We start from the raw sequence: 13064 nt of genomic DNA, 5'->3' as shown, positions 1-13064 counted from the left end.
GCTACCACCTGATGGCTGGGGGTTCGATGGGCGGGTGAACGGGCTGAGGGATGGTGAGGCGTCCGTAGCCGTCGCCGATGCCGTGGTCCTCGAGGACCTGCTGCACCCGCTGGAAGTCGTGGCGGACGTGGGGTTCCCACGCGTCGAGGTCCTTGGCCAGGCGGCGCAGGCGCCGGTCCAGCTCCCGGTCGTGGCCGGCGGTGAGCGCGTCGAACAGGGAGCGCAGCCCGTCGGTGAGCGGCACCTCGACGGTGGTGGTGAGCGCGGTCTTGCCGTACTGGTGCGGCCAGGTGAGGACGGCGGTGTCGGCCGGGTCCGGCTGGCCGAAGTCCATGCTGACGAGCGGGCCGGAGGTGTAGCCGAGGTGCTCCCACTCGGTGCCGTCGTCGGACCGGATCCACACCTGCTGCGCGCCGTCGGGCAGCGGGCTGGCAGGGAACCGGTTCACCACGTAGTACTGCTCGGTGATCGTCTGCCGGTACGCCACCGTGGCCGCCTCCGACTCCTCTGCAGCGGTCACCGCTTCCTCCTCGAGGACGGTCCGTACGGGGATTCCCAGGCCTTCCGCTCCCGGCGGCCGCCGCGGCGGCTCGAGGACGCGCGGTGCCCGGCGGCGCGCAGCGCGTCGTCGAGCTGCCGTACGACGGCGGCCGCCGCGCGAGCCATCGGCTCGAGCGCCCGCGTGAACGCGGCGAAGACCTGCCCCAGGCGCTGCGCGAGCTCGGCCGCGGCTGCTTGGGCGGCGGCGGTGACGAGGTGATGGTGCTCGGTGGGCTGGCCCGTCTCGACGGCGTGCACCGCAGCCGCCGCGTCGTCCGGGGTGAGGCCGTGCTCGTCGACCAGGCGCCGCGCCACCACCTCGCGGGCGGCCATGCGCCCCCCGATGAACGGCACGGTGGGCACCGACGGCACCGGGGCGGGCACGGGCTCGGGGCGGCAGCGCATGGCGTCCGGGCCGACGCTGTGGTCTGAGAGCGCGTGGTCGATCTGGTTGAGGATCTCGTCGCTGCTGGACAAGGTCATGCCTCCTTCGGGGCGGACTCGTCCGCGGCCTGCGGGGCGCTGGCCTGGACTGCCGTGTCGGGGTGGACGAGGTCGGGGGTGGCGGGCGTGGAGTCGTCCACCGGGTGCGGGCGGGCGGACTCGCAGCGGCCGGCGTAGGTGTGGGCTTCGGCGCAGGCCGGGCCGCACTGGCGGAACAGGAGCCGGGTGTGCTGGCGGATGCGGGCGTACTTGTCGTCGGTGGTGTGGCCGTCCCAGCGCGCACGGTCGTCGTCCGTGGCGACGTGCTCGACGTCGGCGAAGAGGTCCGCGTCTGCGGGGCTGATGTGCCATGAAGCCTGGCGGCCGCCGATGCGGAGGTAGACGATCTGCCAGCCGGGCTCGTCGACGTCCGATGCCGGCGCGATGACGGCGCCGTCGGTCATCGCCGCGAGGAGCGCGACCAGGTGCGCGCGCTCCCGGTACGCCCCGTCCCGTTCCTGCTCGGCGTTGTGCCGTGCTGCGCCTGCCGTCCTCAGTTCGGCCTCGCGCAGCTGGGCGATGGACTGCCAGTCGACGAGGGCGCCCTGCTCCTGGGCGGGCTGGGTGGGGAGGGTGCCGTTGAGGTAGGCGATGCCGATCGCGGCGGCGAGGTTGGTGCCGACGCGTTCCATCTCGGCTTCGGCGTTGCTGCCGTCGAGGATGTGGGCGGAGGCGGCGAGGCCGGTGAGCATGCCGGAGGTGAACAGGCCGGCGGGCTGGGCGAGTGCCTCCGGCTGCTCCTCCTTGAGCGCGTCGATCATGGCCTTGATGTGAGTGCGGGCACGGTCGGTCACTGGGGGTCCTTACTGGTCGGGGCGGTGTGCCAAGCGGTGGGCTCGTGTTTGAGGGCCCGGGCGGGCAGGAAGAGGGGGCGGCCGTAGCGGCTGTATCCGATGACCCGGTCCGGGCCGACGTACGGGTTGCCACGGGAGGTGCCGTCGCAGTCGATGCAGGGGTCGCCCTCGTGGCGGCCGTGCGCGCACCGGTCCAGGTCCGCGAGGACGGACAAGAGGCTCTGCGCCCACCGGTCCGCAGCGGTGTCGGTTGCTGCGGTCGGCGCCTGCGGGTGGCGGGTGGCGGCGTGGCGGCGGGTGTCGCGGATGCCGGCGACGAGGTCCTCGACCTGGTCGAGGTGGAGTCGGATCGGGGCGGTGGTGTCGATGTAGACGGCGGGTGTGCCGTCGGCGAATTCGTCGGCTTCGATCTCGAGGCGTTCGCCGTCGGGGTCGGTGTGGTGGAACGTCACTGGCTGGTCACCTTCCTGACGGGGGGCCGGCGGCCGGGCGCACGGGGTGTCCGGCCGGGGGCGTGGGGCGGGGCTAAGGCTGGTGGCGGTACTCGGCTTCGATCTGCGTGATGAACCGCTCGAGGCTGTGGTCGGTGCACCTGTGGTCGTGGGCGTGCCCGTTGGACGCGGCGGCGAGGAGGCAGCACGGGTTGAGCGGGGCGGGGTTCTCGCCGAGCGCGCGGCGTCTGGCCCAGTCGCATTCCGCCCGGGCGCGGCGGTGGCGGCGGTGCTCGCGCAGGGTGGCCTCGGTGAGGATCAGCACGCCGATCGCGAACAGGCAGGCCTGTATGTAGAGGCCGTTGAGGGCGGTGGCGATGGCCGCGGCGGTGAGGAGGACGGCGCCGGCGGTGGCGGCGTGCTGGTAGCGGCGAGGGTTCATGGTCATCTCCGGAAGGTGCGGCGGGCGAAGGGAAGGCGGGACGGTCGGGCCCAGGCCGGCGTCCGCCGTAGCGGCCGGGCGGCGAGGGCGCGGCGGCTGCGGTGCCGCTGCCAGAGGGTGCGGGCTGCGCGCCACCAGCGGGCGGGCGGGAACGGCTGGGAGGCGTGGCCGCACAAACCTGCGGCGACCGAGACGATGACCGCGACCGCGGCCAACACGTCCATCACTGCTGGGCTCCGTCCTGCCGCGCCCCGGCGGCGGGCTCGAGCAGGGCGACGGCAGCGCGTCGGGTGCTCGGCTCGTCGGGGTGGAGGCACCGCTTCTGCGTGTAGTGCCACACCCTGCCGGGCATGCCGCAGTCCGGGCCGACCTGGTGGGAGTCGACGAACACGAACCGCTCCCGAGCGACGGCCATGTGCGGATCGCAGGCGAACCCGTTGTCCAGTTCGGTGGTCCAGAGGATGTGCCAGGTGGCGTCGGCGGGGCAGTCGGTGGTGTCGGTGTCGCCGGGTGAGTAGCTGCACTTTTGGCCGCGGTGGTCGAGGTTGCGGCCGAGTGGGGCGAAGGGCTGCATGGTCACTGCTCCTTGGGCGTTTCGGTTGCCGTCTCGTCGGCCATGCGGCGCAGCGCGTTCGCGGCGTCCCTCTGGCCGAGCGCGTAGGGCGAGTTGCGGGGCTCGTCGGGCCACTCGCTGAAGAAGCGCTCCATCCCGGCGTCCAGCGCGTCGGCGGCTTCGCGGAGGACGGCGGCGCGGTGCTCGGCAAGACGCCGGGCCTCGAGTTCGCGGGCCTTCGCCTTCAGCGGGGCGAGTGCGGCCTCGGCCTTCGCGGTGGCCTGCTGCTCTTGCTCGGCGAGGTGCTCGCGGACTGCGGCGGTCTCGGCGAGGAACATCTTGCGGGGCAGGTCGGACATGTGCGTCTCCGGGTGGTGGGGCCGCCCCGTGGTGGGGGCGGCCGGTCATTGCATGAGGGCGGTGCGCCACGCCTTCAGCACGCGGTGCGGGACGGGCCCGGCCGGCGGGCACTCGATGCCGTTCGCGGCGGCCCAGGCGCGGGCTGCGGCGGCCGGGCTGACCGGCTCCGGGATGTGGAGCCGGTCAGCCCGTGCGGCGCGGGGCCCGCCCTGGGCGTCGATCTCGGCGAGGACTTGGCGCAGGGCGGCGATCGTCACGGCGGAGCCAGCACCTCGTCCTCGAGGGGCAGCTGCCCCTCGACGTCCGGCACCGGCAGCGCGAGACTCGCCCGCGCTGCAGCTGGTGCGCGGCGGACCGCGGCCCGCTGGGCGGGGGAGAGCTTGCGCCAGCACCCCGACCCGACCCGCCGCTCCCTCGCGAGGGCGGAGCGGACCGGCCGGTGGCACAGCCGGCACTCGACCTCGTCGCCGATCACGCCCCGCCCCCGTTCTGGGTGGCCTTACGCCACGCCTCGACGACCTTCTTGGGGACCCGGCCGGTGGCCGGGCAGTCGACGCCGTTGTCCTTCGCCCAGGCGCGCACCGTCGCGGGCTCGTAGTCCCGCCGCACCGAGGACTTCTTGGTGGTCTTGGCAGGGGTCAGTTCGGCCTGGCGGGTGCGGAGTTCGGCGAGCCGCTGCTCGAGCTCCTCGGCCTCGCTGGTGATCGCGGTGAGCTCCGCGTCGGCGGCGTGCCGCCGGCGCAGCCCGACCAGGGCGGCGCGGGCGCGGGCCGCCTGGTCCTGGACCTCCGGGTCGGTGTGGGCGTCGCCCCACTCGAGGAGCTGGTCGACGGGCAGTGCCTCCGCCGTGGCGGCCGCGATGCTGGGCTGGGCGGTCATGGTGGTGGTGGTCCTCTCAGGTACGGGCTTGGGGCGGCGCGCTCGCTTCCCCTTGCGGGTGGCGGTGCGCAGGGTGTGGTCGGTGAGGTGGGCGCCCGTGATGCAGTGCTGCTCGCCGCAGTTGCTGCGGACCGGGCCCACCGGCGGGCGGCCGTGGTGCTGCTCGAAGAGCACGCGGCGCGGGTTGAGGCGCAGGCCCTCGGCGTGCAGGACCAGCGAGCGGCGGTAGACATGCCCGGTCCACCGGGTGTGGCCGTCGCCGTACGGCTCGGTGGTCTCGGCCAGGACCTCGGCCCGCGGACGCGCAGGACTCCTGCCGGTGTTGATGGAGCGGGGCAGGCCGTACTTCTGGCGGACGCGCACGATGGTCGGAGCGCTGACGCCCAGCTGCTTGATGATCTGGCTGTAGGGGACGTGCTTCCGGAGCAGCTCGACGATGAGCCGCTCGTACGCGGCGCGCTGCTCCGGGGTGTACCGGACGCCGGGAGCCTGGCGGGGTGCCGGCACCGGCACGGTGACGCTCGCCCCGTCCACCACCGCCGGCGCGGCAGGCGTGACGGCGCGGGCCTGCTTGCGCCGCGTCTTCGTCTGGGACGTGCTGCGCTTCCCGGTGGCGCGCCGGGCCCGCTTCGCAGCGGCAGGCTTCGCCTTCTCGGGCCGGGGCGTGGCCGGGGCGGGTGTCGGCGGGCGGGTGTCGGCGACGGCCGCGAGCAGCCGCAGCGAGGCGACCGCTGCCGTCCTCGAGGACGGCAGCTCCGGCAGACGCTGCCGCTCGTTGCGGGTGAGCCCGCCCCACACGCCGATGGGCGGGTCCGCCTGCACCGCGTCGTACAGGCACTCCCCCCGCACCGGGCAGCGACGGCACGTCTGCTTCGCCACGTCCGGCGCGGCCTTGAAGAACGCCTCGTCCGCGCTGCCGCACAGTGCCAGGGCACGCCACTCTGCCTCGGGGACGACGACGGCGGTCACCGGCTCCACCGCCCCGGCTGCCCGAACAGCGGCGGCTGCACGGACGGGCGGCGCCGCGCGGGACGGGACCGCAACGGGGTCGGGGCAGGCGTACCGCTGCCGCCGGTGCACGACGGCCAGTGGGCGACGGCCTTCCACTCCAGGTGCTCCGGGTCCGGCCGGTCCGGGGTGAGCTCACGCACGACCAGCCCACCCAGGTGGTTGGTGTGCGCGGCGAGCCCCCCGGCCGGGGACGGCAGGGCGTTCAGCGGGGTGCGCTGCCCCGGCTGCGGCCCGGACGCCCAGCGGATCGGGGCACCGCACCGAGTGCACGTGGTGACGCCGCGCCGCGGGTGAGGGGTCGTGGGCATCAGAGTCCTCCGTTCAGGAGCGGCAGCACCCGCAGGTGGCCGTACAGGTGGAGCGCGATCTCCGGGCCGCGCTCGGCGATCGCGGCGCGGATCTCCTCGTCCGTCGCCGCGGTCCGCTGGCGGTAGGTCTTCTTCGGGGGCAGCGCCTGAGCGGCTGCCGCCTCGCCGTCCTGGCCCGGGCGGCCGGCTGCCGCGCGTTCGGCGCGCAGCTGCAGCAGCCGCTGCTCGAGCTCGCGGGCCTGGCGCCACCGGGCGCGCTGCACCTGCTGGTGGTAGGCGCAGGTACGGCAGGGGAGGCCTGCCTCGTGGTCGTCGGGGTCGTCGCCCCAGATGACGCCGCTCTCGCAGCGGGGGTCCTCACAGCCGCGGTGGACGATGCCCACGGCCAGGAGCCACGCCCCGATGTCGCGGATGTTCTCGCGGGCCTGGGCGGTGTAGCGGGTGTGGATGCGGTGGGCCATGCGGTCGGGGCTGGTGCCGGTGTCGAGCTGGGCGGCGATCTCGCGGGCGATGCGGCGCAGCACGAACCGGCGGACGTCGTCGAGTTCGTGGCGGACCGGGGCGAGCGCGGTGTGGATGCGCTCGGTCCAGCGCAGCTCCGGCCCGCTGTAGCTGCCGGGGTTGGTGCCTGTCAGCTGCTGGTCGGGCGAGGGAGAGGGGCGGTTGCCGCGCGGAGCGCGAGACGTCCCGGGCCCGAACGTGTCCGGCACCGGACGGTTTTCCACAGGGGCGGCGACCCACTTACGGTCACCTCGCCTACGGCGGGCAACCCCCACAGGCTTCGTCTCGTCACGTCGGTCAGTCCCCAGGTCTTCCTTAGACGCGAGGGATCCGTCACCAAGATCCGGACCCGATCCGTCATTGATGACCGGTGCGCCGGGACCGAACAGCGCCAGCTGCTCCGGCTCCTGGCCCTCGAGGACGTCGCCGCCTGCCGGCGCGTCCTCGGCCGGGGCAGGGACGGCGTGCAGCGGGTGGCGGTGGGGCTCGTAGGCGTGGCGGCCGCGCTCGCCCTCGCGGCGGTGCACGGTCAGCCAGCCCGTGGTCTCGAGCTCGTCGACCAGGCGGCGGACCTGCCGCTCACCGAGCGGCTCGCCGGCCTGCTTGCCGCTGTGATGCCGGAGCATCTCGCCGAGCTCGGCGGCGGTGACCGGGATCCGGCGGGCGGTGGAGTAGGCGAGCAGCGCGTACAGGCGCAGCAGCCGCGGGGTGAGGGTCTCGGCCGCGCGGACGGGGATCCGCACCCACAGCTCGCTGGCGATGAGGGGGCGGGTGATGCGGTGGGCGGACTGGCCGCGGCCGCCGGGCAGGGTGCGCCGAACGGTCGGCACCTCGACCACACCGTCGACGGTGTCGGGGTTCCGCAGGGCTTTGAGGCCTCGCTCGACCGCGGACTTGGACATGCCGAGGTAGGTGGCGAGGGTGGCGACGCGGGCGGTGCATCCCTCCGGGCGCATCGCCAAGGCTGCGATCTTGACGTAGACGCTCAGTGCCGCATCGGGGTACTGAGCGCCTACGACCAGGCGCAGAGGCACGCGGACCGTGAGGCCGGCGCCGCGCGCGGGCACGCCCGCAGCCGCGGGCTGCGGCTGGGCGTGCGGTGCAGCCGGGGCGGCTGCGAGCGCGGCGACGGACACGACGGGATTCCTTCAGGGTGGGTGGGTCAGGCGGACGGGGTGGTGTGGCAGGTGTGCTCGCGGCCTTGAGAGTTGAGGCCGGCCTCGCAGCACGCGGCCTCCGCCGCCTGCTTCGCGGTGTGCAGCTCGAGGGCGGCGGCCGCGCGCGCCTCGGTCAGGTGCTGGACGAACTCGTCGGCGGTCTCCTTGTTCACGTGCACCTCGAGGAACGCGGCCACGGCGCCGAAGAGCTGGGCGGCGGCGCAAGTGGGGAGCACGATCCCGATGTCCTTGCCGCTCTGCGAGAACAGGTGCAGGGAGACGGAGGGCAGGCCGTGCTCGCAGGGCAGCTCGGGGACCAGGCCTGCGCCGCCGCCGCTGACGACGAACAGCTGACTGGGTGCGGTGCGCCTGAGATGCATGAGGGTCTCCTCGGGGTAAGGGCGGCGCGGTGGGCGCGGCCTCGGGGTGGGTCAGCGGTCGATGCAGGAGGGGTAGGCGGAGTTGTGGCGGCAGTCGCGGTAGACGTAGAGGGGCACTTCGAACTCGTGCTCCTGGCCGTCCTTGTCGCGGGTGGTGAGCTCGTACTCCCAGCCGCACACCTGCCGGGTCTGCTTCTTCGTGCCGGTGCCGGTGCGCTCGGTGTGACACTCGAACTCCCGCTCCTTGCCGACGACTCGGCCGGCCGGGCCGGACGTGCTGTCGGTGCAGGACACGGTCAGCAGCAGCGCCACCGCGGTGAGGCCGGCGCCGACCCCGGCGAGGGCCCGGCGCAGCGCGGGGTAAGAGCGGGTCATGCGAGGACCCCGGCGGCGCGGGCGGCGGGCAGCCAGGTGGCGAACTCGCCGGTGATGCCGTCGTACAGCTGGCTGTCGGGGATGTCCTGCGGGCGGGCGCCGGCGTGGAAGTAGGAGGCGTTGTCGACGAGGCGGCCGGGCAGGGTGTCGAGCCGCTTGAGGAAGGCGACCTCGCGCGGGCCGAAGCCGACGAATGCCCAGAAGATGGGGAGCTTGGAGGCCATGGCGAGGCGGACCTGGGTGTCGCTCTGGTCCTGCGGGGCGCCGTCGGTCTGGAAGATCACCAGGGCGGGGTCGGTGGCGCCGGACGTGCGGTAGTGCTCGACGACCTGGTGCATGGCGAGGGTGTAGTGGGTGCCGCCCATGGTCCGCTCGCCGCCGTGGAGCTGGTGCTGCTCGGCGATGACGCCCTGGTAGTCGGCCAGGTGCACGCCGACCACCGGGTAGGGGCGGGAGTCGAACATGACCAGCGGCACGATGCCGTCGTCGTCGAGGTTGACGGACAGGCCGAGGGCCTGCTCGGCGAGGTGCTGCACGCTGCCGTCGCGGTAGTAGGGGTGCATCGAGTACGAGCGGTCGATGACGAGGTAGACGGCGGCGCGCTGTCCGGCGAGGCCGTGCTTGGTGAGGCTGACGGCGGCGGTCTTCGCGAGGCTGACCAGACCCGGGGCCTGCTCCTCGACCTTGCTCAGGGAGATCACGATGGTGTCCTTCACGGTGGGTTGCGGGTTGGTGCGCCGGGCGGGCGCGGCGTGGTCAGCGCCCGCCCGGCTGTCGGTGGGTCAGCGGCCGAGCCGCTGCTCCCGGTCGGTGCGGCTGGCGCGGATGTGCTCGAGGACGGCGGCGGGGATCGTGAGCGTGATCACCGGGGTGCCGGCGCGGCGGCGGCCCTGCTCGACGGCGTGGTACTTGAGCCAGCCGCGGGAGCGCAGGGTGCTGAGCGCGACCTGCACCTGGGCGACGGTCAGCCCGGTCGCTTTGGCGAGGGACTCCGTGGTCGGCTGCAGATCGGTGGAGAGACGGCCAGTCGCGTGGCTGGCGCGCCACAGCAGGTCGTGGCCGACGAGCCGGGCGTGGGGTGTCATGCGGCTGACGCGCAGGCCGAAGAGGAACGTCTTGCGGAAGTGCTCCCGCTTGGTGAGCTTGCCGGGGGCGATGGCCTCGGCGGCGGTGAGCGGCGGCTTCGGCCGCTGCGGCAGCGGCGGGCGGGCGTCGGTCTTCTGTGCCGCCGGGGCGGGCGTGGGCCGGGTCGGCGGCTTGGGTGCGGGGCGGCGGGCGAGGTCGGCCGGGGACGGGATGCTGCTCATGTGGTGACGTCCTTGTCGGTCTCGGCGCCGGTGGGGTCGGCGGCCTCGGGATCGGTGCCATGTGGGGACTGGCGGTGGATGGGCCAGCCCGGCCCGGGCGGGGTCTCGGGCTGGCCCTTCTCAGCGGCGGGCGTATGCCGGGCGCACCGCCAGCCGTTGAGGTAGAGGCGGGCGTACGTGAGCGCGTGGGGGAGGGCCAGCGACTCGCACGCCCGGGGGCGGCGCCTGGTCACTCGTCGGTGTCCCAGGCGGCGCAGGCGGCCTCGAGCTCGTCGGCCTTCTCCCAGGAGCTGCCGATGACGCCGCCGGTCCAGCCCTGTTCGTGCACGGTGGGGATGTAGGGGTAGGGGCGGATCTCTCCGGCGAGGACCTTGCGCGTGGCCTCGACGACGGCCTCCGGGCTGGCGTAGCCGAGCACCGGGAGGTCCGTCGGGTAGGCGTTGCTGCCGTGGTCCTGGAGCTCGGCGAACTTCCAGACCGGGCCGCGCTCCGGTTCCCAGGGCGCCTCGTGGCCGGTGTGCCATTCCCAGATCAGGATCAGGCCGTGCGGCCAGGTGTCCTGGTCGATGCCGGAGGCCTCCGGGGTCAGGGTGAGGACGGCGTCCAGGTAGCAGTGCGTGCCCTGAGTCTCGGAGTCGCGGACGTCGACCTGCTCGAGCCGGAGGCCGGCGCCGGTGAGTGCCTCGGTGACGGCCTCGATGTACGGGTCGTGGGGCAGGATCCGATGGGTGGTCATGACGCTCCGATCGAGGTGGCAGGGTCGGGAAGTTCGGTCATGGTGTGGCGCTCCCACAGGCCGGCCAGGTGGTCGATCGGCTTGTCCGGGGTGACCCGGCCGAGGCGGCGGCCGCACTGGCAGGAGCCGAGGAGCTCGCAGTCCCCGTACTCGACGAGCAGGGCGTGGCCGCCGGCGCGGGTCTCGCGGAACTCAAGGTCCGGCGGGTCGGTGTGCGGCTCGCGGAACGCCCGGGCGACGAGGTCGAGGGCGGCGGCCTCGTTGTAGCCGGACTCCTGCAGGACGGCGAGGAGTTCGGCGCGAGCAGTGGACCCGCCCGGCCGGGGCTGGCTGCCCCGTCGGGTGTCCTTCTGCTCCCGCTGCTCCTGCTTGGTGAGCTCGGAGTCGATGGCCTCGGCCAGCTGCGGCACGGTCGCCGTCCACTCCACGTCCGTGCCGGTGCCGAGTCCCTGGACCATCTGGCGCAGCTCGTGCGCGAGGACCGGGCGCTTCAGCCGCGGGCGGCGCAGGACGCGGGCGATGACGTCGGTACGGGAGGTCACTGCCCGGCCCCCTGTCCGGCCCACGCCTTGATGCCAGGCCACGGCTGGTGGCTGGGGCAGTAGTCGCCGCCGTCCTTCTCCGACCACCCGGCAGCGCGGGCGTTGTGCCGGAGCACGGTCGCCGGCGTGAGGTCGCGGTGGGTGCCGTGGACGAAGCGCGCACGGCAGCCGGGCTTGTTGCAGGTGAGGAAGCGGACGAGGCGGGTGGCCATCAGAAGCTCACCACCACGGCCCGCTGCGGGTTGCGGATGGTGCCGTCGATGAACGCGACTGCTTCGTCTATGGAGTCGAGGCCGTTCGAGGCGTAGGCCCAGCGCAGCGTGCAGATCTGGTGCGCGCCGTCGGCGTTCGGGTAGGCGCCGGCGATCCACCGCTGGGCGCCGGAGGCGTCGTGGTAGCCGGTGATGATCCCGTACAGCAGGTCGTGGGTGAGGGCGGCGGCCTGCAGGGTGACGAGGTACTGGTGCGGCTCGCCGCCGGGGATGGTCGGCCGGCCGGGCCACAGCCACACGCCGCCGTGCTGGGTGGGGCGCTGGCCCCAGCCGGTACGGCTCGTGTTGCTGCGGGTCTCGGTGAGGGCCTCGCCGCCGACGAAGACGACGGTGTCGCAGTCCCGGCACAGCAGCCGCAGCTGCACGCGGCCGAAGGTGTCGGCGTGGGTGCAGCCGTCGCTGGTGCAGGCGTGCGGTGCGTCGTGGGCGGTGCGGGGACGCACGCCCTCGGTGCGGCGGATGTCGACCTCGTCCCACACGGGGCTGGGGCAGTCGGTGGTGTGGGTGACCTCGTCCCACCCGAGGTAGGTCTCGGTGATCAGGTCCATGCGGGCTGCCTCTTCCTCAGGGAGACGGGCGCGGCGGGCGCGGCGAGGAGGCGGGTCTCGTCGGGGGCGGCGTCGCCCGCGTGCCGGCCGGTGGACGGCGGGTACGCGGGGCGCGGCGGCGCCTCGATGGCCGGGGCCTCCGGGCGGGGCGGGGCGGGCCGGTCGGCGGCGGCCTTCACCAGGACGGCGAGGACCACCCACGCTCCGGCGCCGATACCGCCGGCGCGCAGCCAGTCCGCGGCGGACGCGGCGGTGGCGCTCATGACGCGGGCTCGGTCTCGGCGAGCAGGCCCATCAGGCGGGCGGCGGATTCGTCGGTCATCAGCTCGGGCACGCCTTCGCCGCGGACGTGGACGGCGACGCCGTCGACGTGGCCGATGCCGTAGACCGAGGAGTCCCGCCGGGTCAGCGCGGCCGGGTCCAGGTGGAGCCGCTCGACCCACCAGGCCCAGGCGTGCAGCGACTGGGGGTGCACGGTGAGGCCGAGGTAGGTGGCGGAGGGGACGTCGGTGGCGGTGACGTCCGGCTGCCGGGTGCGGAAGGTGGCGGCGAGTAACGCGGCCGGGGAGTCCTCGTCGACGTTGACGTCGATGCGGGAGGTGCACTGGGCGTACGTCGTGGTGCGCACACCCTCGGTCTCGACGACCGCGTACCCGACGGGCGCGGCGGAGGCCTGGACGTCGGCCTGCTCGGCGAGCAGCGCCTTGACGGCGGGGGTGAGCTCGACGGCCAGGGCCTCGAGGTGCTGGGCGGTGAGCGGCAGGTCGAGCATCTGCGTGGCGAGCTCGAGGCGGGAGTGCAGCCGGTGCTGCAGGTCGCGGCTCACTCGCCGGCCTCCTGTCCCTGCGCCTTGGCGGAGAGCGGGGTGACCGGGATGACGGCGGGGATGACGACGTCGCCGGGGCCGGTGCCGACGGTGGGCAGCGGCTGGGTGACCTCGGTGTCCGACTCCGTCTGGCTGTCGTCGCCGCTGTTGCTGGTGTCCTCGGTGGGCAGCAGCTGGTCGGCGTCGGCCTCGCTGGTCAGCGCCCAGGCGCTGAGGGGGACGCCGTCGACGACGGTGCGCAGCCCGATCCAGACACCGGTGAGCTGGCCGCGGGCGTCGTGCTTGTCCTCGCGGGTGACCTCGGTGTCGGTGAGGGCGGCGGTCTCGAGGACGCCGCGGCCGGCGGTGAGCCCGGCGCCGAAGTGGATACGCGCCTCGAAGGTGTCGAGGGCGAAGCTGCGGTGGACCTCGGCGGCGTTCGGCAGGGTGGGGACCTGCTCGACGATGTGGTCGGTGAGGGTTCTCGCCCGCTCGTAGGAGCGGCGGTCGGGGCCGAGCACGGCGGTGGTGGTGGTCGGCGTGGTGGCGTGGGTAGCCTGTTCCACGTGTGCCTCATTTCAGAGTGAGTGATGTGAGGTGACGCCTCGAGCGACGGGGTCGTGCGGACCGGGCAGGGTCT

25 protein-coding genes are annotated in these 13064 nt (G+C 74.1%); all 25 read right to left on the bottom strand.

The genetic code is table 11. The features are described 5' to 3' along the window. Position 1: 1 nt before the first annotated feature. Positions 2-520 (bottom strand): hypothetical protein, encoded by a 519-nt coding sequence (locus ACFOSY_RS07790; RefSeq protein WP_394305994.1) that lies wholly within the window; start codon positions 518-520, stop codon positions 2-4. Beyond that, entirely contained in the window at positions 517-1023 is a 507-nt protein-coding gene (locus tag ACFOSY_RS07785; protein ID WP_394305993.1) for a hypothetical protein, read from the bottom strand. The genes ACFOSY_RS07790 and ACFOSY_RS07785 overlap by 4 nt, the downstream gene beginning before the upstream one ends. Beyond that, entirely contained in the window at positions 1020-1817 is a 798-nt protein-coding gene (locus tag ACFOSY_RS07780; RefSeq protein WP_394305992.1) for a hypothetical protein, read from the bottom strand. The genes ACFOSY_RS07785 and ACFOSY_RS07780 overlap by 4 nt, the downstream gene beginning before the upstream one ends. Continuing rightward, positions 1814-2269, bottom strand: coding sequence for a hypothetical protein (locus ACFOSY_RS07775; protein ID WP_394305991.1), 456 nt, complete (start codon positions 2267-2269; stop codon positions 1814-1816). The genes ACFOSY_RS07780 and ACFOSY_RS07775 overlap by 4 nt, the downstream gene beginning before the upstream one ends. A 73-nt stretch (positions 2270-2342) precedes the next feature. Beyond that, entirely contained in the window at positions 2343-2696 is a 354-nt protein-coding gene (locus tag ACFOSY_RS07770; protein ID WP_394305990.1) for a hypothetical protein, read from the bottom strand. Next, a complete protein-coding gene (locus ACFOSY_RS07765) occupies positions 2693-2914 on the bottom strand; it encodes a hypothetical protein (protein ID WP_394305989.1) in 222 nt (73 codons plus the stop codon). The genes ACFOSY_RS07770 and ACFOSY_RS07765 overlap by 4 nt, the downstream gene beginning before the upstream one ends. After that, positions 2914-3264: a hypothetical protein gene (locus tag ACFOSY_RS07760; RefSeq protein ID WP_394305988.1), complete on the bottom strand. Its 351-nt coding sequence runs from the start codon at positions 3262-3264 to the stop codon at positions 2914-2916. The genes ACFOSY_RS07765 and ACFOSY_RS07760 overlap by 1 nt, the downstream gene beginning before the upstream one ends. Before the next feature lie 2 nt (positions 3265-3266). Then, positions 3267-3602: a hypothetical protein gene (locus tag ACFOSY_RS07755; protein WP_394305987.1), complete on the bottom strand. Its 336-nt coding sequence runs from the start codon at positions 3600-3602 to the stop codon at positions 3267-3269. Between the two features lie 45 nt (positions 3603-3647). Continuing rightward, positions 3648-3860 carry a hypothetical protein gene (locus ACFOSY_RS07750; protein WP_394305986.1) on the bottom strand — a complete coding sequence of 71 codons (213 nt, stop codon included), beginning with the start codon at positions 3858-3860 and terminating at the stop codon, positions 3648-3650. After that, a complete protein-coding gene (locus tag ACFOSY_RS07745) occupies positions 3857-4078 on the bottom strand; it encodes a hypothetical protein (RefSeq protein WP_394305985.1) in 222 nt (73 codons plus the stop codon). The genes ACFOSY_RS07750 and ACFOSY_RS07745 overlap by 4 nt, the downstream gene beginning before the upstream one ends. Further along, positions 4075-5451: a WhiB family transcriptional regulator gene (locus tag ACFOSY_RS07740; protein ID WP_394305984.1), complete on the bottom strand. Its 1377-nt coding sequence runs from the start codon at positions 5449-5451 to the stop codon at positions 4075-4077. Before ACFOSY_RS07740 ends, ACFOSY_RS07745 begins: the two co-directional genes overlap by 4 nt. After that, a complete protein-coding gene (locus ACFOSY_RS07735) occupies positions 5448-5801 on the bottom strand; it encodes a hypothetical protein (protein ID WP_394305983.1) in 354 nt (117 codons plus the stop codon). Before ACFOSY_RS07735 ends, ACFOSY_RS07740 begins: the two co-directional genes overlap by 4 nt. Continuing rightward, on the bottom strand, positions 5801-7438 hold the full coding sequence (locus tag ACFOSY_RS07730) for a hypothetical protein (protein WP_394305982.1): 1638 nt from the start codon (positions 7436-7438) through the stop codon (positions 5801-5803). The genes ACFOSY_RS07735 and ACFOSY_RS07730 overlap by 1 nt, the downstream gene beginning before the upstream one ends. A 26-nt stretch (positions 7439-7464) precedes the next feature. Continuing rightward, entirely contained in the window at positions 7465-7839 is a 375-nt protein-coding gene (locus ACFOSY_RS07725) for a hypothetical protein (RefSeq protein WP_394305981.1), read from the bottom strand. A 51-nt stretch (positions 7840-7890) separates the two neighbouring features. Next, on the bottom strand, positions 7891-8214 hold the full coding sequence (locus ACFOSY_RS07720; RefSeq protein WP_394305980.1) for a hypothetical protein: 324 nt from the start codon (positions 8212-8214) through the stop codon (positions 7891-7893). Further along, positions 8211-8915 (bottom strand): VWA domain-containing protein, encoded by a 705-nt coding sequence (locus ACFOSY_RS07715; RefSeq protein ID WP_394305979.1) that lies wholly within the window; start codon positions 8913-8915, stop codon positions 8211-8213. The genes ACFOSY_RS07720 and ACFOSY_RS07715 overlap by 4 nt, the downstream gene beginning before the upstream one ends. An 81-nt stretch (positions 8916-8996) precedes the next feature. Then, positions 8997-9521, bottom strand: a complete 525-nt coding sequence (locus ACFOSY_RS07710) for a hypothetical protein (protein WP_394305978.1) — start codon at positions 9519-9521, stop codon at positions 8997-8999. After that, positions 9518-9754 carry a hypothetical protein gene (locus tag ACFOSY_RS07705; RefSeq protein WP_394305977.1) on the bottom strand — a complete coding sequence of 79 codons (237 nt, stop codon included), beginning with the start codon at positions 9752-9754 and terminating at the stop codon, positions 9518-9520. Before ACFOSY_RS07705 ends, ACFOSY_RS07710 begins: the two co-directional genes overlap by 4 nt. Continuing rightward, entirely contained in the window at positions 9751-10257 is a 507-nt protein-coding gene (locus ACFOSY_RS07700; protein ID WP_394305976.1) for a hypothetical protein, read from the bottom strand. The genes ACFOSY_RS07705 and ACFOSY_RS07700 overlap by 4 nt, the downstream gene beginning before the upstream one ends. Beyond that, the gene (locus tag ACFOSY_RS07695; protein WP_394305975.1) at positions 10254-10799 is read right to left on the bottom strand and encodes a hypothetical protein; all 546 of its coding nucleotides are present in this window, start codon (positions 10797-10799) and stop codon (positions 10254-10256) included. Before ACFOSY_RS07695 ends, ACFOSY_RS07700 begins: the two co-directional genes overlap by 4 nt. After that, positions 10796-11011 (bottom strand): hypothetical protein, encoded by a 216-nt coding sequence (locus ACFOSY_RS07690; protein WP_394305974.1) that lies wholly within the window; start codon positions 11009-11011, stop codon positions 10796-10798. The genes ACFOSY_RS07695 and ACFOSY_RS07690 overlap by 4 nt, the downstream gene beginning before the upstream one ends. Next, positions 11011-11619, bottom strand: coding sequence for a hypothetical protein (locus tag ACFOSY_RS07685; protein WP_394305973.1), 609 nt, complete (start codon positions 11617-11619; stop codon positions 11011-11013). The genes ACFOSY_RS07690 and ACFOSY_RS07685 overlap by 1 nt, the downstream gene beginning before the upstream one ends. Beyond that, positions 11610-11882: a hypothetical protein gene (locus tag ACFOSY_RS07680; protein ID WP_394305972.1), complete on the bottom strand. Its 273-nt coding sequence runs from the start codon at positions 11880-11882 to the stop codon at positions 11610-11612. The genes ACFOSY_RS07685 and ACFOSY_RS07680 overlap by 10 nt, the downstream gene beginning before the upstream one ends. Continuing rightward, positions 11879-12445, bottom strand: coding sequence for a hypothetical protein (locus ACFOSY_RS07675; protein WP_394305971.1), 567 nt, complete (start codon positions 12443-12445; stop codon positions 11879-11881). The genes ACFOSY_RS07680 and ACFOSY_RS07675 overlap by 4 nt, the downstream gene beginning before the upstream one ends. Continuing rightward, positions 12442-12990 carry a hypothetical protein gene (locus ACFOSY_RS07670; protein WP_394305970.1) on the bottom strand — a complete coding sequence of 183 codons (549 nt, stop codon included), beginning with the start codon at positions 12988-12990 and terminating at the stop codon, positions 12442-12444. The genes ACFOSY_RS07675 and ACFOSY_RS07670 overlap by 4 nt, the downstream gene beginning before the upstream one ends. Between the last annotated feature and the right edge of the window lie 74 nt (positions 12991-13064).

This window comes from Streptomyces lusitanus (assembly GCF_042647945.1).
Lineage (GTDB): Bacteria > Actinomycetota > Actinomycetes > Streptomycetales > Streptomycetaceae > Streptomyces > Streptomyces pseudogriseolus.
This window is presented reverse-complemented; position numbering and strand designations above follow the sequence as displayed.